Raw genomic sequence first — 19555 nt, 5'->3', positions numbered from 1 at the left:
CCGCCAACACCGCCACGCCATTCGTCCGATGCTTCGCGACGACCGCCTGGGCCTGCACGTAACCTGCACGTATTCCCTGGTGCGGGACTGGCCGCGCTTGACACGGTTTCGCGCACGCGCCTATTATCGAGGCTGGTTGTTCGATATATGACCTTGTGTTCGTATATAGAACAAATGGCGGCAATCTCGAGCCCATCGTTTACCATCCTGCGCTAAGCTGCTCTGACGTGACGGCTGTCGTGCCGCCGCTTTGCTGGCGCTCGCCGGGCCGACGCCTGAACGCATCGGACCCGCGCCACCTTGGCTAGCCCGCCATGGCGTAGCGCACGCAGCACTTCAACTGGAGACATCACATGACCGAAGCATTCCTGTGCGACGCGATTCGCACCCCCATTGGCCGCTATGCGGGTTCGCTGTCGTCGGTGCGCGCCGACGACCTGGGCGCGGTGCCGCTGAAGGCGCTGATGGAGCGCAACAAGAGCGTCGACTGGAGCGCGATCGACGACGTGATCTACGGTTGCGCGAACCAGGCCGGTGACGACAACCGCAACGTCGCGCGCATGTCGCTGTTGCTGGCCGGTTTGCCGAAGGACGTGCCTGGCTCGACGGTGAACCGTCTGTGCGGCTCGGGCATGGACGCGGTCGGCATCGCGGCGCGTGCGATCAAGTCGGGCGAAGCGGCGTTGATGGTGGCAGGCGGTGTCGAAAGCATGAGCCGCGCACCGTTCGTGATGGGCAAGGCGACCAGCGCATTCTCGCGCCAGGCTGACATCCATGACACGACGATCGGTTGGCGTTTCGTCAACCCGCTGATGAAGCAGCTGTACGGCGTCGACTCGATGCCGGAGACCGGCGAAAACGTCGCGACCGACTACAACATCAGCCGCGCCGATCAGGACGCGTTCGCGCTGCGCAGCCAGCAGAAAGCCGCTCGCGCGCAACGCGACGGCACGTTGGCGCAGGAAATCGTCGGCGTGACGATCGCGCAGAAGAAGGGCGATCCGATCACGGTGTCGCAAGACGAGCATCCACGCGAAACCAGCCTCGAATCGCTCGCGAAACTGAAGGGTGTCGTGCGTCCGGACGGCACGGTCACGGCGGGCAATGCATCGGGCGTGAACGATGGCGCGGCGGCGTTGCTGCTGGCCAACGAAGCCACTGCGAAACGCTTCGGCCTCACGCCGCGTGCGCGCGTGCTGGGTATCGCCACGGCCGGCGTCGCGCCGCGCGTGATGGGCATCGGCCCGGCACCCGCCACGCAGAAGCTGCTGGCGCGCCTGAACATGACCATCGATCAGTTCGACGTAATCGAGCTGAACGAGGCATTCGCGTCGCAAGGCATTGCGGTGCTGCGCGCGCTCGGCGTCGCCGACGACGATGCTCGCGTGAACCCGAACGGCGGCGCGATCGCGCTCGGTCACCCGCTCGGCATGAGCGGCGCACGTCTGGTGACGACCGCGATGTATCAATTGCAACGCACGCAAGGCCGTTTTGCGCTGTGCACGATGTGTATCGGCGTCGGCCAGGGCATCGCGATCGCGATCGAGCGCGTGTGATGGTTTAGCTCGCCTCGTGCGGTGCGCCGTTTGTGGTGCATCTGTTTCGCAAGCATCATGAAAAGCCCCATCGCTCGTGCGATGGGGCTTTTTTTTCGGGCGCAGCAGATCACTCCATCGCGTGATCGGCGCGTTCGATAGGGCGGGTACGATCGTTGCGTCATGCCGTTTGAAGAATGGAGGGCGCAGATGAAAGCAGCGACGCTTCGCGCAGCACTGATCGTCGCGGCGCTTGCCGCGGCTCAACCGGTGTGCGCGCAAGATGACATGGCGAGTACCGCGCAAGGTGCGATCGACGCGGTACAGTTGGTACACCTGAACGCGGAAATCGTCGGCATCGACCCGGGCAGCCGCACGCTCACGCTGAAAGGACCCGGCGGCAATACTGTGGTGGTGCTGGTGAGCCAGCAGGCCGAGGCGTTCGACCAACTGAAGGCGGGCGATCGCGTGGATGTGCTCTACAGGAATGCGCTGCTCGTGAAGGCCGAAAAGGTCACCGGCGTGGACAAGCAGACTCGCAAGCGTGCCGATAAACAGATGTCCACGCCGGCCTCGGATGGTTCCGAGTCGGTGCGTCAGACCGAAACGCTCGCCACTGTGCAGAAGATCGATCACAAGAAGCGGCTCGTCACGTTGCGCGGCGCGTATCAGACGCAGGTGTTCGAAGCCGGTCCCGGTGTCGATCTGAATGAGCTCAAAGTGGGCGATACGATTCATGCCGTGTTCGTGTCGGCAGCAGCGGTGCAGCTCACGCCCGCGACGCAGTGAGCGGTGTGCGGCAGGAGCAGGGCATGCGCAGCACAACGTGCACGGCACGGCATGCGGGGCACGATATGGGAAACGTCGCCCCTATCACCGCTCACTATTCACCACTCACGACTCACCACTCACCACATCAACGCGGCGTAGGCGCCTCGACGCCCAACCACGCGAGCCGTCCGAGCCAGCGTCCGATCAGCCCGCGTCGCGCCGGCAGCGCGCTAGTCAATGACACGCGCGCAGCGCGATCGCCATCCGTGCTGAGCCACACGCGTTCGCCGCGATAGAGCCGGATCTCGCCGCCCGGCGCGAGCCAGTGATCGTAAGGAGAACTAATGCGCGTGAGCCAGAGGCGCGCGCCCTGAACCGTAAGCGTGCTGTCGGCGTCGATACGCCAGGTCAGCGTCGTGCCTGGCACTACGGAAAAAAGCACGACCACTCTTGGCGGACGCTCGTCGTGCTGATATGCAGCCAGACTCGAGTCGTCATCCATGCACTGCGGGCTTGCCTGATCCATCTTCTTCTCCGTCATCGAGCCGGCTGACGGAAGCGCCCACAAAACAAAAGGCCCCTTCCGTTACCGGCGGGGCCTTGGGGGTTTTGCTTGCAGATTCAGACTGCTAACGCGCACATGCTCCCATTGGCCAGCCGATGATGGCTCGCATCCAATGATTAATCGCTTTGCGATGGAGGTGTGCGTGAACATGGAAACGAGTGTGCCGTTTTGCCGCATGGCTTGTCAATAAAAATATGACAAGCCGTCGATGCGATAACGCGACAGGTATGCATCGTGCAACGCGCGCCTGATGCGGCCAGGCGTTTCGCAACACGTAACGCCTAATGCTGGTTGACGCGCGAACATCCGTTCACGCAAGGTCTGCTTGCCGCATACCGGTGGCGCATCGGCACGCTGAAGACTCCCGGCGTCGATCCTCGCGCACGGCAACACTCTATGTCGAAACATGTCACGGCTTTAGCACATTGTCCGCAGACCCTTGTCCACCGGGCGTCTGGCGGTTGCTGGCCACGGTGACACAAGATGACATATCTTCGTTGCTGATTTACGCGGCACGTCCTTCTATAGTCCGCTTGTCGCCACGCAGCAGTGAAACGCATGGCTGGTATCAGCAAGGACATACCGTGAAAAATCGTTGGTTCGCCGTCCCGGCCGCTTCAGCCTGTATTGCATCATCCATCTCTGCCTCATCCGCGCGCTGCGCGCTGCGCAAGCTCGTCCTCGGCGCAACCGTCAGCGTGCTCGCGCTCGGCACCACATCGGCGTTCGCGTGGTCGCAGCACGGCACCGCGTACACGTCGCGCGGCATCTATAACGGCGCGCGTTACGGCTCGTGCGGCGGCGGCAGCTGTTCGCATGCGGGCGGCGTGGTCGGTCCTTATGGCGGCTTCGCGAGCAACACCGGCACCGTCACGCGCAATGCGCCGGGCCAGTTCTCGAACTCGGGCACGGCGACAGGACGCTATGGCAACTCGGTGCAGCACGCAGGCGACACCAGCTGCGCCGGCGGCACCTGTGCGCACACCGGCACACTGACCGGACCGGACGGCAAGACGGCCACTACCTCCGGCGATGTGACGAAGACCGCAGCGGGGCAGTATTCGTCGTCGGGCTCGATCACCGGCGCGAACGGCAACACGGTCGAGCACTCGGCATCGACCAGTTGCGCCGGCTCGACGTGCTCACGCTCGGGCACGGTGACCGGCACGGATGGCGGGACCGTCAATCATTCCGGCACGGCCACGCGAGTCGCGCCGGGCGTCGTGACGACCTCCACCAGCGTGACCGGCACGCACAGCAACACGGTGACGACGAGCGGCACGGTGGTCACGAGCGGCGTTGTCGCGACAGGCGGGACCACGGTGGTGGTGGCGTCGAAGCCGGTGGTCGTGCCGCCGCCGGTCGTCTATGTGCCACCGCCGGCCGTCTATGTGCCGCCGAAGCCGGTCGTGGTGCCGCCGCCGGTCGCGTACGTTGCGCCACCGCCCGTCGTCTACGCACCGCCGCCTGCTGCGTATGTCGCGCCGCGCACCGTGTATGTCGCGCCGGCGCCCCGCCCAGTGGTGTGGGTGCCGGGCCACTGGGTCGGGCGTGTCTGGGTGCCGGCGCACTGGTCATGATGGGCGCGGCCATGCGACTCAAATCCTGCATCGCATTGCTGCGAACCCGTCGGGATGCGAGAGACGGCAAGGGCTGGGACACGGAGCGTGAAGCGCGTTGCGAAGCGCCGCCGCGACGGAAGGTCCGCCAGGCCGTTGGGCTGGCGGCGCTGATCGCCACAGCGGGTTTGATGGCCGCGACAGGCGGGCTCATCGCATCGGCTCACGGCCCTCGCGCGAATCGCGCGATCGACGCATCGCAAGACTGCTCGGCCCGATACGCCGCGTTGCTCGATCTTGCCGAATTGGCGAGGCGTGACGGCAAATCGTCGGAGGTCGTGGTGCGCGGGCTGAGCGAGCGCGGCGGCGCGCTGAGCGGATGCCTGCCGGCAGCTCGCGGCAGCCGCGCGGTGCAGTGAACGTGCGGCGCCGTTCATCGCGAAGCGCCGCGTCGCGATGGCCGCGGGTCTACGTCGCGAGTCAGATCGCACTCCAGAAAGATCGTGCCGGCGATCGGGTTGAAGACGTAAGCCGGAATCGGTTCAAAACCGAGCGATGCATAAAGTCGACGCGCCGCGTGCATGGTCGGCAACGTGTCGAGACGGATGCGGCGATAGCCCGACTGCCGCGCGCTCGCGCAAATGCGCGTCGCCAATCGCCTGCCAGCCTGCAGGCCGCGACCCGACGGACGCACATAGAGGCGTTTCATCTCGCACGTCGTTTCGTCGAGTGGGCGCATCGCGACGCAGCCGATCAGGTCCTCAGCGTGATAAGCGAGCAGCACCTCGCCGCGCGGCGCGGCGAATTTGCCGGGCAAGCCGGCAAGCTCGGACTCGAAATCCTGGAAGCTCAGATCGATGCCCAGGCTGTCGGCATATTCGCGGAAGATGGCCCGCACGACTTCGAGTTGTTCAGGAAACCGGGCGCTCCGGATGTGAATCATGGGCACGTCTCTCGTCAACTGTCTGGATACGGCGCAGTGCTGGCTGCGCTTCGGATGCAGGCAGGCAGTTTAACGGTACGCGTGCGCCGCAGCGTCATTGCCGCGCGGGCTTCATGGCGATTGCTCGAGCACTAGCGGGAAGCGGATCTGGAACGAGGTGCCGACACCCTCGCGGGACACGAAATTGATTTGTCCGTGCAACTCGCGGCACAACTCCCTGACGATCGCAAGACCCAGGCCCGTGCCGGGAATATCGTCGCCGGCGGCGCGCTCGAATTCGTCGAACACGCGATCCGCGTCCGCGGGCGCGATGCCCACGCCGGTGTCGGCGACGCGCATCGACCAGTGCCTGTCACCGGCCATCGCGAACTGCAGTTCGATCTGGCCGGACTTCGTGTACTTGGTCGCATTGGAAAGCAGATTCACGGCGATCTGTTTGAGCTTCAGTCGACTGGACGTAACCGTCGAGAGCGCTGGATCGAAGGATGCGTGCAACGTCAGTCCTTTCGCCTCGATCAGCGGACGCGACGACGCGACGAGTTCATCGTAAAGCTCGCGCGGGGCCACCTGTTCGAGTGTCAGCGGGTTGCTGTCGCCGAGCATGACGGCGTACTCGACCATCTGGTCGACCAGCTGCTTCATGTCCGCCGCCTGGCGCTTCGCGAGCGTCAATGCGGTCTCGGCTTTGGACGGCGCCCGTTCGATCAGTTGCAGCGCGATCGAAAACGCGTTCAGAAAATTGCGCAGATCGTGCGCGACGCTGCGGGTGATCTGCATGCGCGACTCGTAGAGGTCGCTCACGAGCCGTTGCTTCAGCATGAGTTCGTGGTTGGCGCGTTCGAGTCTGCCGGTGTACTCGTCGATCCTGCGGTCGCGCTCGCTGACCACCTCCTTGATCGACGCTTGCGTGAGCATGCTGAACGCTTCGGCGATCAACCGTCGGGCGCGGCTTTCATGACGGCGCGTGAACGTGTTGTTGCGTAGGGCGAACGTTTCGAGCGCTTCGACGAGCACCTCGTGAAAGAGATCGAGCTCGCGCACGAGTTCCTCGATCCGGTAGCCCTGACGCCAACGCACCTTGCCATGTTTGATCGCGTTGCGTTCGATCGACGGCTCGACGCAATCGAGGTCTTCTGCGTCGAGGGCCGCGCAGATTCCGCCGAGTATCTCCGGAAGATCATCGACAAGCTGTTGGTGCGTGAGCCTGTCGGCTTCGACGAGGTGGATGTCGCTGGCAACGGCATGCGTCCATTGCTCAGTGAGCCGGGTCTGTTCGGCGCGAACGAAGTTGGAAAAATTGCGCAGCGGACTGACGTGTGTGTCGGTCATGATAGGACGTTGGGGTGAAGTTTCTACAACTTACATGTGCTCGAACTACACCGACGCATGCGACCGCGGAGCGTGCCCGCGCGCCGGGCTCGTCGGCGTCCCGAAGCAGCGCTGCCGCGCCGTCGGTTTGCCCATTATCACCGCAATTGGGGTTTGTGGAACGTTTGTTGCGGCGCGGTGGTGGAGCCCCAAGACGTTTAACCCGACGATTCAGGCGGTCCCTGATGCATTCAATCCTGTTAGTGGACGACGAGCCGGAAATTCTGGCGGCGTGGCGTCTGATTCTGGAAGACGAAGGTTACCAGGTGCGTTGTGCGAGCAACGGCGCCGAAGCACTCGAGCGAGCGGCAAGCAACGTTCCCGACCTGGTTATCACCGACTGGATGATGCCGGTCATGGACGGGGCCGAACTGTACCGTCGTCTGAGAGCGCTGCCGCAACTCGCCGACGTGCCCGTTCTCGTGCACTCCGCCGTGCCGCCGCCGCTTGGCGATGGGACTCCCTGGGATGTCTGCCTGCAAAAACCGGTTAGCGCGGAGCTTTTTCTGGCGACGATTGCGCAACTGGGCAAGCGCAGGCATTGAGGTGCCTCGCGGCGGCGTCGTCATGCGCACACGCGTGGCGCTGCGGCATTCTAGCCGGGCGCATGGTCCGGCACGCCTGAGCTTACCCGACAAGGTGCTCGACGAACTGAAGGCGATCGGTAGCGCCAGCGGCGCGGCTTGATCGCGCGGGGCGAGGCGGCGCATGCGCGTGGCGCCGCCGACCCGCCCGTTCGCGCCAATAACGCGGACGTTACCGCCATTGCGGCAACAATGGCCTGACAGGATATTTGCTGCCCGGGCGTGAGTGGTAAATTCGACCCCGCACAATCGCGGGAGGCGTCGATGGCGACGGACTCAGACCAGTCGGGTGGTGCTTTCCCTGCTCTGACCAGCATCCGTTTTATTGCGGCGTTCGCGGTCGTCATCTCCCACTTCTCGGAAAACGACCTGCTGCCGTTGCCATCGTCGATATTCGATTTCATCGACGGCGGCCGCTCGGCGGTGTCGTTGTTCTTTGTGCTGTCCGGCTTCATTCTCACGTTCACCTATCGCGACAAACTCGTGCATGGCGGCACGCGTTCTTTTTACGGGGCACGCGTCGCACGGATTTATCCGGTGGTCCTGCTCGGTCTGCTGCTGTGCGTTCCCGTGGTGATCTATCTGCTTTACACCGGCAACGCGTCGTTGATGCTGAAGTGGTACGCGCTCAAGCACGCGATCCACCTGGCGTTGACCGTCAGCCTGATCTGCCAGTTGCTGCTGCTCAACGGATGGTTTCCTTTTTCGGCGCTCAACCAGCCGTGGAACGGACCATCCGACAGCGTCTCCTGCGAAGCGTTCTTCTACGCGTTGTTCCCGTATCTGCTGCGGCGTCTGGCCGTGTTGAAGCCGGTTCGGCTTGCACTCGTGTGTGTCGCCGTATGGCTCGCGACCGGTGCGTGGATCGCGTTCCTGCATCGGTACATGCCGCTCGCGCGCAGCGGCGCGATGATCTACGCGATGCCGCTGACGCGGCTCGCGGAGTTCGTGCTGGGGATCGCCGCGGCCCTCTGCTATCTGCACCTGCGCTCGCGCGGCACGTCGCAGCATGTGCGGGGCACCGCGCTGGTCGGCATCGCGCTGGTGGTGCTCGTGACGCTCAGCATGTGGAGGCCCATCGCGCCATCGTTCTTTCTCGACGCACCGTGTTTTGCCGCGTTGATACTCGGCCTCGCGCTCATGGAGCGGCCCGTGCTCGGCATCCTGAGCTGGCGGCCGCTGGTGCGCCTGGGTCACGCGAGTTATTCGCTCTACCTCACGCATCTGCCGATTGCGCTGTTGTCGCTGATGCTTGGATTCGGACGGTCGAACGGTTGGATGGTGATCGTCTTCTGCGTGCTGGCGAGTCTGGTGTGCCTGCGCTTCTATGAAGAGCCGATGCGCAGGCACGTCAGAGCGCGGCTTGCGCGGGCCAATAGCGCAACGCATCGACCCGAATCGCGAGCGCCCGCGAAGATTGACGACGGCTCGGGTAGTGCGGGGGATAGCCCGGAAACCTTGGGCACCAGTTCTTGAGAGGGCGCGCGTACTAGCTGAAGCGTTGGGCGCGATGGTGGCATGAGCGGCGCTGCGTCGCCGCCGCGTCACACCGAGTCCGCGATGGTGTCGCGCAGCCATTGATGCGCCGGATCGCGATGTGAGCGCTCGTGCCAGAGCATCGCCATCTCGTAGCCGGGCACCTCGACGGGCGGCTCGACCATCTGCACCGCGCTCGACTCGCGAACCAGCCGCGCGGGCAGCATGCCGACGAGGTCCGTGTGCGCCAGCACCGACAGCATGATCAGGAAATGCGGCACGGACAGCACCACCTTGCGCGTGAGACCGGTTTTCGCGAGCACCTCGTCGGTGACGCCGACAAACCCGCCGCCATCCGGCGACACGATCACGTGTTCGAGCTTGCAGAACTGCGCGAGCGTCGGCCGGCGCTTCAGGCGCGGATGACCGGCGCGGCCGGCCAGAACATAGCGTTCGGCAAACAGCACACGCCGACGCAAGCCCTCGGGCGCGCCATGGCTCGTGTGGAACGCCAGATCGATCTCGCCCCGTTCCGCTTGCCGGGCGATGCGCGGCGGCGCCGCTTCGACGACCGCGAGGCGCGTGCCCGGCGCGACCAAGCGCAACGCGGCCAGCGCGGGCAGCACGATCGTCGATTCGGCGTAGTCGCTTGCGGCGACGCGCCACGTGTGCGTGGCCACCGCCGGATCGAACGGGCTGGCCGGCGCCACCGCGCGTTCGAGCGCTTCGAGCGCCTCGCGCAGCGGTTCGCGCAACGCCTCGGCGCGTGCGGTGGGCCGCATGCCGCGCGGCCCGGGCAGCAGCAGCGGATCGCCGAACAGGTCCCGCAGTTTGGCAAGATGCACGCTGACCGACGGCTGCGAAAAATTCAGCCGTTCGGCCGCGCGGGTCACGTTGTGCTCCGACAGCAGCACGTCGAGCGTGACCAGCAGGTTGAGGTCGAGCTTGCGCAGATTAAGCATCGCAATAGCTGGCATATTGGGAATTCATTTCCAATATACCCCGGCGCGGCCTATCGTGGTTTCTTTCAGTCACGAAGGCAAAGGCACGGTCATGAAAGTTCTTCTCGTTTATGCGCACCCCGAACCCAAATCATTGAACGGATCCCTCAAGGACTTCGCGGTCAAGCGTCTGGAGGGCGCCGGACATGCCGTGCAGGTCTCCGATCTGTACGCGATGAAATGGAAAGCCTTGCTCGATCCGCACGACAGCATCGAGCGCCAGTCCAGCGAGCGCTTCTATCCGTCGCGCGAATCGAAACATGCGTTCGAGAATGGTTTGCAGAGCGAAGATATCGCTCGCGAGCAGGACAAGCTGACGTGGGCGGATGCGGTGATCCTGCAGTTTCCGCTGTGGTGGTTCTCGATGCCGGCGATCCTCAAGGGCTGGGTGGAGCGCGTCTACGCGTACGGCTTCGCTTACGGCGTGGGCGAGCACTCCGACGCGCGTTGGGGCCAACGCTATGGAGAGGGCAAGTTCACGGGCAAGCGCGCGATGCTGGTGGTGACGACCGGCGGCTGGGAATCGCACTACAGTCCGCGCGGCATCAATGGCCCGATGGATGATGTGTTGTTCCCGATCCAGCACGGCATTCTGTATTACCCCGGCTTCGACGTGCTGCCGCCGTTCGTGGTCTATCGGACGAGCCGCATCGACGAGGCGAACTATGGCGAAGTCCGCGATGCTTTGGGGCGGCGTCTGGACGATCTGTGGACGACGGCGCCGATCCCGTTCCGGCCGCAGAACGGCGGCGCGTACACGATCCCGGCCCTGACGTTGCGGGACGATCTCGCGCCGCATCGCATAGGCTTCGCGGCACACGTCGAACAGCTTGTCGACGCGGAGCTGGCGCGTCAGTGATATGTCAGTGGTAAGCCGCGAGTGAGCGCACGAGTGGGGCGCGAGCGGTTGCACGCCTTTGCACGCTTCATGAATTGCGCTTTCGCCTGACGGGATCGAAGGTTTCGCTGAAATTTGGCTGTAAGTCGCCATTGCTAGAGTCGTCGCACAGCAGCTTGGCGCCGTATGCCGGACAGTGTTCTTCGCAGACCTGAAGGAGAGAGCGACACACCATGAATCCAGTTCACGCGTTCTGGCTCATTCTGATGCTGCTGGTCACGTCTCGCGCCTGGGCGTTTCAGTCGCTCGTCGTCAGCATTCCCAGCGCCGCCATGCACCAGTCGTTCGACGCGATGGTGGTGCTGCCCGATCAATATGTGCGCGGCAACGCGGCCGATCGTTTCCCTGTGGTCTATCTGCTGCACGGCTCGGGCGGCGACTATACCGACTGGTCCGGGAATTCGCACATCGGCAAGCTGGCCGACCGTTATCACGTGATACTCGTGATGCCCGACGGTGGGCGCGAGAGCTGGTACATCGACAGCCCGGTCGATCCGGGCAGCCGCTATGAGACCTATGTGGGCACGGAAGTGGTGGCCTATATCGATGAGCACTTCCGCACGATTGCGGCGAAACAGGCGCGGGCGATTACCGGCCTGAGCATGGGCGGATTCGGCGCACTGCACATCGCGCTGGACCGGCCGGACGCATTCGGCGCCGCGGGCAGCATCAGCGGCGCGGTCGACCCGCGCGGCTGCGAGGACGAGCCCGGCATCGATCAGGTGTTCGGCGACCCGGCGGCCGATGCCGACTTCTGGAACAACGAGGCGATCGTCGAGAATGCGCGGAGTTTGGGCAACGCGCATCTTGCGCTGACGATCGATTGCGGCGTGAACGACACACTGGTGCAGGCCAACCGCGCGCTGCACGAACGGCTCGTCGAACTCGGCGTGCCGCATGACTACGCCGAGCGGCCTGGCGGCCACACGTGGCGGTACTGGTCGAATGCGGTGCAGTACCAGGTGCTGTTTTTTGCCGGGGCGTTCAGGCACGCGCTGCGTCATGCGACCCACGCCGCGATCTGAGCGTCGTCCGATGCGCCGCTCAGTCGATGCCGTGAAACACCGCATCGTCCGGGCCGAGATAGGCGGGCGGGCGCCACGCGGCGTCGCGCATCGAATGCTGGACCAGTTTTTCGACACCCAGCAGCACCGCGAAAATCGCCATCCGCACCGGAATGCCGTTGTCGGTCTGGCGGAAAATCGCCAGCCGCGAATCGTGATTCAGATCCACGCTCAGATCGTTCGCGCCAGGCCGGCTGTCGCGCGGCAGCGGGTGCATGATCAGCGTGTCAGCGCCGCATACGCTGTCCACCAGCGCCTGGTTGATCTGGAAATCCGGCGTGTAGCCCTCGAACGATTCGTCGGTAAAGCGCTCTTTCTGGATGCGGGTCGCGTACACCACATCGGCGCCGCGCAACCCTGTGCGCAGGTCGTGAGTCTGCTCGATCACGTGGCCGTTGCGTGAAATCTGCTCGATGATGTAAGCCGGCATTTCGAGCACTGGTGGCGCGATCAGCGTGAACTTGATGCCGCGGTAGAGCGCCAGCAGCTTCACCAGCGAGTGCACGGTGCGCCCGTATTTCAGATCGCCGACCAGCGCGATATGCGCACCGTCGACGATCTTGCCGAGCCGCGAGAACTCGCGCTGGATCGTGTAGAGATCGAGCAGCGCCTGGCTCGGATGCTCGCCCGGGCCGTCGCCGCCGTTGATCACCGGCACGTTGGTGGCGCGTGCGAATTCGGCCACCGAGCCTTGCTCCGGATGGCGGATGACCAGCGCATCCACATAGCCGCTCATCACGCGGCTGGTGTCGTAGATCGATTCGCCCTTGGCCATCGACGAAAACGTAAAGCCGGTGGTGTCGCAGACCGAGCCGCCCAGCCGGCAGAACGCCGCGCCGAAGCTCACGCGGGTTCGCGTGCTGGCCTCGAAGAACAGGTTGCCGAGCACCGCGCCTTCGAGCACGCGCGAGATTTTGCGGCGCCGCGCGATCGGCTGCATGATGTCCGCCACTCTGAACAGCGCCTCGACCGAGTCGCGCGAGAACTGATCCACCGACAGCAACTGCGGCCTGCCTTCGAACAGCATCTGGCTGGCGAGCGACTGCGAATCTACGCTCTGCGTATATTTTTCGCCTGGATCGCCCTGTACGACGATCTCCGACACGAACCGCTCGACGATCTCCGGCATGGCCCGCGACTCCTGCGAGTCGTCCGGCAGGAGCCAGGTGTCGAGCGCCCGGCGGGACACGCCGATGCGGCTGGCGAACGTGTCGCGCGTCATGTTCAGGCGACGCATCGCATCGCGTAGGAAGGCTTGTTGCGGGACGCTCATGGAAGCACCTGTCGGAAGGGAGTTGTGCGGCGAATGTACGCGGTGCGTATATTAGTTTCCCCGTGGCGGAAGTCAAGCGCTTTTTGCGAAGTGCTTTGCCAGCTTTGCCACACGGCGCGGTACCCGGTTACACTGCGGTCCATGCACTTCAGCCCAACGTTGCGCTTGCGCCCATCGACCCTCGCACGTTCCGCGTTCGCGAACGGCGCGCTCACACGCGCGGACCGCCGCGCGAACGTCGGCGCCAAAGCCAAAAAACAGTCGCTCATCTGACCGGAGCGCGCTGTTCCGTCAGATGTGCGACGGAACAGCCGGTCAACCGCCCGCCCGCGGCCAGTTCCGTGTTATCTCCCTCGCACCGCTGTTCGGAATCGATACGGTCGTCATCGAGGTAGAGACATGTCTGACTTTTCGGGTATCTGGGTTCCGCTCATCACACCGTTCGCCGGCGGCGCGGTCGATCACGCCGCGTTGCGCGCGCTGGTGCGCCGCTATGCCGACGCGGGCATCGCCGGGCTGGTCGCGCTTGGCACCACCGGCGAGCCGGCCGCGCTCGACGCCGCCGAGCAGGACGCCGTGCTGGCGACGATTCTCGACGCGGCCCACGCCGCCGCGCACGACGCTGCCGCTGCGCGCGTGCTGCCGGTGCTGGTCGGCGTTGCCGGCAATCACACGGCGAGCATGCGCGAGCGTATCGAGCAATTGAATCCGCTGCCGATCGCTGGCGTGCTGATCGCCGCGCCGTACTACATCCGGCCTTCGCAGGCGGGCATCGTCGGCCATTTCACTGCGCTGGCCGATGCGAGCGAACAGCCGGTCGTGCTGTACGACATCCCGTACCGGACCGGCGTGCGGCTCGAACTCGATACGCTGCTCACGCTCGCGGCGCATCCACGGATTCGCGCGATCAAGGATTGCGCCGGTTCGCTCGACACCACGCTCGCCTTGATCCGCGACGGCCGCCTGCAAGTGCTCGCCGGCGAGGACATCGCGATCTTCAACACCTTGTGTCTGGGCGGCAGCGGGGCGATCGCGGCGTCCGCGCATCTGCGGCCCGAGCGCTTCGTCGCGCTGTATCGTGCGCTGGCGGCGGACCGGCTCGACGAAGGCCGGCGCATCTTTCACGCACTCGTGCCGCTGATCCAGGCGGCCTTCGCCGAGCCGAATCCGGCACCGGTGAAGGCGCTGCTCGCCGCGCAAGGACTGATACGCGACGAACTGCGCATGCCGATGACGCGTGCCAGCGATGCGCTTGCCGCGCGGCTTGGCGCGCTGGATGGGTTCGACGCGGGGTTCGACGCGGGTTTCCACGTAATCACGCAGGACACCGAACGATTGGCGTGACCAGACTGTTGGCCGGTGTGGATGTTGCGAATCGCGGCGGCGGCGCGCAGCTCGCGCGTGGCCGCCCGGATCAGCAGGCGGCTTTGGCAGCGCGAGCGTCGCAGCAGCAATGACCGCCCTGAACACGCGCGACAGCGCGGCGGTCACGGCATGCTCAAGCAGTCATCATGGTTCGCCTGAGCAGTTCGCCGAAATCGTAGGCGCTGACGGGCTTGCCGAGCAGGAAGCCTTGCATCTGATCGCACTTCATCGAGCGCAGCAGGTGGAGTTGCGATTCGGTTTCGACGCCCTCGGCCACCACGTCCATTTCCAGCGAGTGCGCGAGCGCAATGATCGCCGCCACGATCGCGCTGCCTTCCGGGCCATGCGCGTCGAGACCGTTGGTGAAGAAGCGGTCGATCTTCAGTTGCTTGACACGGAAGCGTTGCAGGTAGGCGAGACTCGAATAGCCGGTGCCGAAATCGTCGATTGCGATCGCGAAGCCGTTTGCCTGGAACGTGCGAATTATCTCGACGGTTCTGGGCGCGTCGTGCATTGCCACGGTCTCGGTGATTTCGAACATGATCTGCTCGCACGCGACGCCCTCGGCTTCGACGATCCCGAGCATCGTCGCGACGAGATCAGGGTGAAGCAGTTGACGCGGCGACAGATTGATCGCCACCGTCGTCGCCGGCAGGCCCTGTTCGATCCAGCCGCGAATTCGCCGGCAGGTTTCGCGCACGACCCAGTAACCGATCTCCACGATCTGACCGGAGCGCTCGGCGATCGGAATGAACTCGCGCGGCGTCAGGCGGCCGAGTTGCGGATCATGCAGACGGAGCAGCGCTTCGGCGCCTGCCAGCGAGCCGCTGCCGCCATGAAACTTCGGCTGGAACTCCAGCCAGAAGTGATCGGCGGCGAGCCCGTGGTGCAACGCGCTCTGGACTTGCAGCGTGCGCGTGGCGGCCTCGTTCATGCTGCGCTCGAAGAAGCGATAGGTGCTGCGGCCTGCGCGCTTGGCTTCGTACATCGCCGTGTCCGCGTGTTTGAGCAGCGTCTCGACGGTATCGCCGTCGTGCGGATAAAGCGCGATGCCGATGCTCGGCATCACCTGCAGCGGCTGCGAATCGGCCCAGCTACCGCTGCGCATCCGTTCGAGCACGCCTTCGGCCAGCGCGCCGGCGTCTTCGCGCGCATCCAGGTTTTCCGCCAGCACCACGAATTCGTCGCCGCCCAGACGCGCGACGGTGTCATGCGCCCGCACGCAGCGTAGCAGGCGCTGCGCGAACGCGGACAGCACGGCGTCGCCAGCCGAGTGGCCGAGCGAATCGTTGATGGTCTTGAAGCCATCCAGGTCCATGAACAGGATCGCGAATAGCGGGCGCTGACGGTGCGCACGATCGATCGCGCGTTCGATGCGCTCGGTCAGCGTGCTGCGGTTCGGCAGGCCGGTCAGGGTGTCGAGCGTGGCGAGCCGCAGGAGCTGGCCATTCAGGCTCGACACCGCGCCGGCCAGAAAGGCGGTGCGCGCGTCGAAGCGCGACAGGATCAGCGTGACGATCAGTATTCCGAACGTGAGCAGGATCACCGAACTGGCGAGCCACGTGGCGTTCACGCCCCGGGCCGCGCCGCACACCGCGCCGGGCGCGAAGTCGGCGGCGGCCATGGCGGTGTAGTGCATGCCCGTGATCGCGATGCCCATGACCAGTGCCGCCGCGAAACGCTTGCGTACGACATGGTGTTGGTCGTCGTCACTGAGGGCGCGCGCCATCCACAGTGCAGTGGTCGACGCGCCGATCGCGATCGCGAGCGAGCCCGCGAACCACGCCGGCTGATAGCGGATTGCCGGCGACATCCGCAGCGCCGCCATGCCGGTGTAGTGCATGCCGGCGATGCCCAGTCCCATCAGCACGCCGCCGGCCAGCAGACGGCCGCGCGTGAGCTGCGCACGGGTCGTGACGAATAGCGCCAGATATGACGCGCCGATCGCGAGTCCGAGCGAAGCGGCGGTCGTCGCGAAGTCGTAGCCGAGGGGGATGGGCAGCGAAAAGGCGAGCATCGCGACGAAGTGCATCGACCAGATGCCGACACCGAGCGCCACCGCGCCACCCAACCGCCATGCATGCCGGGCCCGCGCCGAGTCCAGCAGAAAGATGCGCCCGGTGAGATCGAGTGCCGTGTAGGACGCCAGCGTCGCGACCACGAACGACATGGCCACGAGCCAAAGATTGTAAGAACTCTGCATGGTTGATCCGGCCGCTAGTAGGGACGCGGCTGAACATGATATCGACCGTTCGCGGTTTTTATTAAATTGATTCGCTCAATGCTAATCGGCGCTGCGCAAGGTTTCCTGAACGGCCGCTGGCGGGGTCAGCGCGAAGCCTTCGTCGAGCCAGCCGGTCACGCCGCCGGCCATCAGCTTGACGGGGCGGCCCAGCTGGGCGAGACGCAGTGCGCCGCGCGCCGCGCCGTTGCAATGCGGGCCCGCGCAATACGTGACGAAGAGCGTGTCGGGCGGATAGTCGGCGAGCTTCGACGCGACGATCTTGCCGTGGGGCAGGTTGAGCGCGCCTGGCACGTGGCCCTGCGCGAACAGCGCCGGGCTGCGCACGTCGAGCAGCACGAAGCCGGGGGTGCCGCTCGCGAGCGCGGCGCTGACGTCGGCGCAATCCGTTTCGAATTGCAGCGATGCCTGGAAGTGTGCGAGCGCGGCGGCGCTATCGGCGGCGGGAACGGCGGTGACGGCGTTGGGAGTCGGCATATTGGATCGAAGGGCTGGGGTGAATGGGATGTGCGGCGCAGCACAATTGAAGGGCACGCGCATGACGATACACAAATTTTTCTGATCGTCGTAGTAGGACATGCGTGCTCGGCGGCCAACGGGGGTGAGGGCCGCCGGGCATCGAAATGGCGCTTTGCACGCGCGACTGGCCAGCGAGCCGGTTCGCCGGTCCGAGTGTGAGCGGGTAGTCGGTCAGGCAGTGATCAGGCAGGGGCCTGGCAGCCTCGCGGGCTGCCTTTCTTATTTGCCCGCGCCAGTCTCTTCGATGCAACTGAGCACCAGCGTGTCGTTCGGAGTCGCGCCGGGAGCGATCGCGGCGGTGTGGAATTCGCCGCTGTCGCAACGCCATTCGGCAACGAAGTCCCTTCTGCACGCCGCGGCCTGTTTGCCTTCGGGCGCCTCGGGCAGAGCATAGCTGCAGCTCAGCCGCCCGTCGCACCGATGCGCGAGGTCAGGGGTCGCGTTGCCGCGCGGCGCCCCGCAATTCTGCCCATAGGTGCCCGTTGCAATGTTGATGGTGCGCGGTTGCGCGCCCATGCCGACGGCTGGAACGAGCACGCCCAGCAAAGCGCATAGACGGCAGATGTTGGCTCCGCTGACGCGGGCCGTCCAGTTGCGCCCGCTTCTGATGGTGTGATTCATTGCGCCTCCCTTCGAGTCGTGCAGCGAATCGCAGCTGGATCGCCGCAAGTGGTTCGCTCTCCGTTCGAACTGGTTAGCCGCTGTTGTGAGGTGGAACGTCGTCGGCTAACCGTGACAGCACGCGGATCACCACCTGGTCGCACTGTGCGCCGCCGAACTCGAACAGATCGCGTTCGACGAGATCCACGTCGCGCGCCAGCGACTCACGCAGCATGCTCTTCGCGCGAAAGTGCCGGCTGCGCACGGTCGCCTCCGGAATGTCGAGACACTGGGCGGTTTCCTCGACGCTCATTTCCTCGACCGAACGCAGCATGAAGACCACGCGGAAGACGTCCGGCAGTGCGTCCAGCTTGCGCTCGAGCATCGCACGCAATTCGGCGCGCGCGACGGCCTTGTCCGGGGAATCTGGATCGTGTGCGTTCATGAGTTCGAGATCGACGTGGGTGCCCGGCTCGACCAGTGGAATCACGTTCTGACGCCGTGTCTCGCGGCGCAGGCGCCCAAAGCATTCATTGAGTACGAGCCGCGACAACCAGGTGAAAAGCGCGGCGTCGCCGCGAAACTGGCCGATCGATTTATAGGCCGACAAATACGCTTCCTGCAGCGCGTCCTCCGCCTCGGCGTCGTTGCGCAATATGCCGCGTGCGAGACGATACAGGCGCCGATTGTGGCGGCGCATCATCGTTTCGAACGCGTCGCGGTCTCCCGCAACCATCCCGCGGACGATCGCCAGGTCGTCGGCCGCGGGCGGCATCGAACGTGTTACAGCGCTGTCTGGCATAGAACCTTCGTCATCGAACGGTCAGTGTGCCGCGCATCACCGGATGGAAGCTACACAGATAAGGATAGCTCCCCCGCTCGCGGGCGACATAGGTCCATGATGCGTCTGGCGCGATCGTGCCGGAGTCGAACGCTTTCGACGTCGCGCTCGCGGTGTGGGCTAACAGATCCTTGTTGACCCACATCACGCGATCGCCGCGCTGCACCGTCAGTGTCGGCGGATTGAAACGCATCTGTTCGATGACGACCAGATGGGTGCCCGGCGCCGCTGCCGCACTGGAGATCAGCGTCGCGGCGACGCATGCAACGACGGCGCTGCCCCGCCTCCATCCGCGCGTGCGCATAGCGGTGCGCGGCGCGCCAACGGCACTGACCGGACGATCACTCACCCGTCTTCCCCATCGCGGTCTGCAGATGTTGCGCATGCTCGAGGTGGGCGACAAACGCGGGCCGCACCTTCACGAGCAGCGCTTTCAATTCTGCGTTCTGCGCATCCGGAATCAGGGTCTTGTCGAGCGCATCGATCACGCTTTGGTGATAGCTGACCTCGTGATCGATATACGCGCGATCGAATTTCGTCCCATCGAGAGTCTTCAGCTTCGCGAGATTCGCGTCGCCGCCTTGCTTGAGGTCCTGACTGGTCGGGTTGTCCTCGGGGGTGACGCCCAGCTTGTGCACGAGGTCGGTGGCCGACTTGTTGACGCTGCTGTGATCGACGACCATCTGGTGCCCGAACGCCTTGACGTCCTTCGACCGGCCTTTCGATTCCGCGAGCTTGCCCGCGTCGATATCGACCTGATTGGCGGTTACCACGATGGCCGCGATCTGCGGGTCGGTGACACCGGCGCCCTGCGCCAGGTTGGCGAAGCCGGCAAGCGCCAAGGCTCCGAACAATGCAGGCTTGATCAGTTTCATGAGATGCCTCCCAAACCGGGTCGGGAATCTGGCTGACCCACATGGGCCGGTCCAATTCGATCCTGGTTATGGAGTT

20 protein-coding genes are annotated in these 19555 nt (G+C 64.8%); 9 read left to right on the top strand and 11 right to left on the bottom strand.

What is annotated here, in order from left to right:
* The first annotated feature begins 353 nt into the window (after window positions 1–353).
* Both pcaF and BN2475_RS24215 read left to right on the top strand, forming a co-directional pair.
* The gene (gene pcaF / locus BN2475_RS24220) at window positions 354–1556 is read left to right on the top strand and encodes a 3-oxoadipyl-CoA thiolase (RefSeq protein ID WP_094782003.1); all 1203 of its coding nucleotides are present in this window, start codon (window positions 354–356) and stop codon (window positions 1554–1556) included.
* Between the two features lie 189 nt (window positions 1557–1745).
* Window positions 1746–2324 carry a hypothetical protein gene (locus tag BN2475_RS24215; RefSeq protein ID WP_094782019.1) on the top strand — a complete coding sequence of 193 codons (579 nt, stop codon included), beginning with the start codon at window positions 1746–1748 and terminating at the stop codon, window positions 2322–2324.
* A gap of 127 nt (window positions 2325–2451) precedes the next feature.
* Here the strand turns inward: BN2475_RS24215 and BN2475_RS24210 are convergent, their stop codons facing one another.
* The gene (locus BN2475_RS24210; RefSeq protein WP_094782018.1) at window positions 2452–2832 is read right to left on the bottom strand and encodes a DUF2917 domain-containing protein; all 381 of its coding nucleotides are present in this window, start codon (window positions 2830–2832) and stop codon (window positions 2452–2454) included.
* Window positions 2833–3455: 623 nt separating this feature from the next.
* On the opposite strand from BN2475_RS24210, the gene BN2475_RS24205 reads away from it, so the two are divergent.
* Complete coding sequence (locus BN2475_RS24205) at window positions 3456–4451, top strand: hypothetical protein (protein ID WP_094782017.1); 996 nt, start codon at window positions 3456–3458, stop codon at window positions 4449–4451.
* A gap of 11 nt (window positions 4452–4462) precedes the next feature.
* Window positions 4463–4849 (top strand): hypothetical protein, encoded by a 387-nt coding sequence (locus BN2475_RS24200; protein WP_245841553.1) that lies wholly within the window; start codon window positions 4463–4465, stop codon window positions 4847–4849.
* Between the two features lie 14 nt (window positions 4850–4863).
* Here BN2475_RS24200 and BN2475_RS24195 read toward each other — a convergent pair whose 3' ends face one another.
* Entirely contained in the window at window positions 4864–5373 is a 510-nt protein-coding gene (locus tag BN2475_RS24195) for a GNAT family N-acetyltransferase (protein ID WP_094782002.1), read from the bottom strand.
* A 111-nt stretch (window positions 5374–5484) separates the two neighbouring features.
* Window positions 5485–6702, bottom strand: coding sequence for a sensor histidine kinase (locus BN2475_RS24190; RefSeq protein WP_094782001.1), 1218 nt, complete (start codon window positions 6700–6702; stop codon window positions 5485–5487).
* Window positions 6703–6926: 224 nt separating this feature from the next.
* Between BN2475_RS24190 and BN2475_RS24185 the strand changes: the two genes are divergently transcribed.
* Together BN2475_RS24185 and BN2475_RS24180 are read left to right on the top strand one after the other, a co-directional pair.
* Window positions 6927–7286, top strand: coding sequence for a response regulator (locus tag BN2475_RS24185; RefSeq protein WP_245841550.1), 360 nt, complete (start codon window positions 6927–6929; stop codon window positions 7284–7286).
* 303 nt (window positions 7287–7589) lie between these two features.
* Window positions 7590–8801, top strand: a complete 1212-nt coding sequence (locus BN2475_RS24180; RefSeq protein ID WP_094782000.1) for an acyltransferase family protein — start codon at window positions 7590–7592, stop codon at window positions 8799–8801.
* A 68-nt stretch (window positions 8802–8869) separates the two neighbouring features.
* Here the strand turns inward: BN2475_RS24180 and BN2475_RS24175 are convergent, their stop codons facing one another.
* Entirely contained in the window at window positions 8870–9778 is a 909-nt protein-coding gene (locus BN2475_RS24175; RefSeq protein WP_094781999.1) for a LysR family transcriptional regulator, read from the bottom strand.
* A gap of 76 nt (window positions 9779–9854) precedes the next feature.
* On the opposite strand from BN2475_RS24175, the gene BN2475_RS24170 reads away from it, so the two are divergent.
* Together BN2475_RS24170 and BN2475_RS24165 are read left to right on the top strand one after the other, a co-directional pair.
* Window positions 9855–10661, top strand: a complete 807-nt coding sequence (locus BN2475_RS24170; protein ID WP_094782014.1) for an NAD(P)H-dependent oxidoreductase — start codon at window positions 9855–9857, stop codon at window positions 10659–10661.
* A gap of 212 nt (window positions 10662–10873) precedes the next feature.
* Window positions 10874–11725, top strand: coding sequence for an alpha/beta hydrolase (locus BN2475_RS24165; protein ID WP_094781998.1), 852 nt, complete (start codon window positions 10874–10876; stop codon window positions 11723–11725).
* A 19-nt stretch (window positions 11726–11744) separates the two neighbouring features.
* On the opposite strand, the gene BN2475_RS24160 is transcribed toward BN2475_RS24165, so the two are convergent.
* A complete protein-coding gene (locus BN2475_RS24160) occupies window positions 11745–13037 on the bottom strand; it encodes an aspartate carbamoyltransferase (RefSeq protein ID WP_094781997.1) in 1293 nt (430 codons plus the stop codon).
* 399 nt (window positions 13038–13436) lie between these two features.
* On the opposite strand from BN2475_RS24160, the gene dapA reads away from it, so the two are divergent.
* Entirely contained in the window at window positions 13437–14381 is a 945-nt protein-coding gene (dapA, locus tag BN2475_RS24155) for a 4-hydroxy-tetrahydrodipicolinate synthase (protein WP_094781996.1), read from the top strand.
* A gap of 154 nt (window positions 14382–14535) precedes the next feature.
* Here the strand turns inward: dapA and BN2475_RS24150 are convergent, their stop codons facing one another.
* The 6 genes from BN2475_RS24150 to BN2475_RS24125 form a co-directional block, all read right to left on the bottom strand.
* On the bottom strand, window positions 14536–16605 hold the full coding sequence (locus BN2475_RS24150) for a putative bifunctional diguanylate cyclase/phosphodiesterase (protein ID WP_094781995.1): 2070 nt from the start codon (window positions 16603–16605) through the stop codon (window positions 14536–14538).
* An 81-nt stretch (window positions 16606–16686) separates the two neighbouring features.
* Window positions 16687–17121, bottom strand: a complete 435-nt coding sequence (locus tag BN2475_RS24145; protein ID WP_094781994.1) for a rhodanese-like domain-containing protein — start codon at window positions 17119–17121, stop codon at window positions 16687–16689.
* 261 nt (window positions 17122–17382) lie between these two features.
* Entirely contained in the window at window positions 17383–17784 is a 402-nt protein-coding gene (locus BN2475_RS24140; RefSeq protein WP_245841548.1) for a hypothetical protein, read from the bottom strand.
* 73 nt (window positions 17785–17857) lie between these two features.
* Window positions 17858–18565, bottom strand: coding sequence for an RNA polymerase sigma factor (locus tag BN2475_RS24135; protein ID WP_094781993.1), 708 nt, complete (start codon window positions 18563–18565; stop codon window positions 17858–17860).
* 10 nt (window positions 18566–18575) lie between these two features.
* Window positions 18576–18953 carry a cupredoxin domain-containing protein gene (locus BN2475_RS24130; protein ID WP_245841545.1) on the bottom strand — a complete coding sequence of 126 codons (378 nt, stop codon included), beginning with the start codon at window positions 18951–18953 and terminating at the stop codon, window positions 18576–18578.
* Window positions 18946–19479, bottom strand: a complete 534-nt coding sequence (locus BN2475_RS24125; RefSeq protein WP_094781991.1) for a DUF4142 domain-containing protein — start codon at window positions 19477–19479, stop codon at window positions 18946–18948. The genes BN2475_RS24130 and BN2475_RS24125 overlap by 8 nt, the downstream gene beginning before the upstream one ends.
* Window positions 19480–19555: the final 76 nt, after the last annotated feature.

This window comes from Paraburkholderia ribeironis, from assembly GCF_900019265.1.
Lineage (GTDB): Bacteria > Pseudomonadota > Gammaproteobacteria > Burkholderiales > Burkholderiaceae > Paraburkholderia > Paraburkholderia ribeironis.
This window is presented reverse-complemented; position numbering and strand designations above follow the sequence as displayed.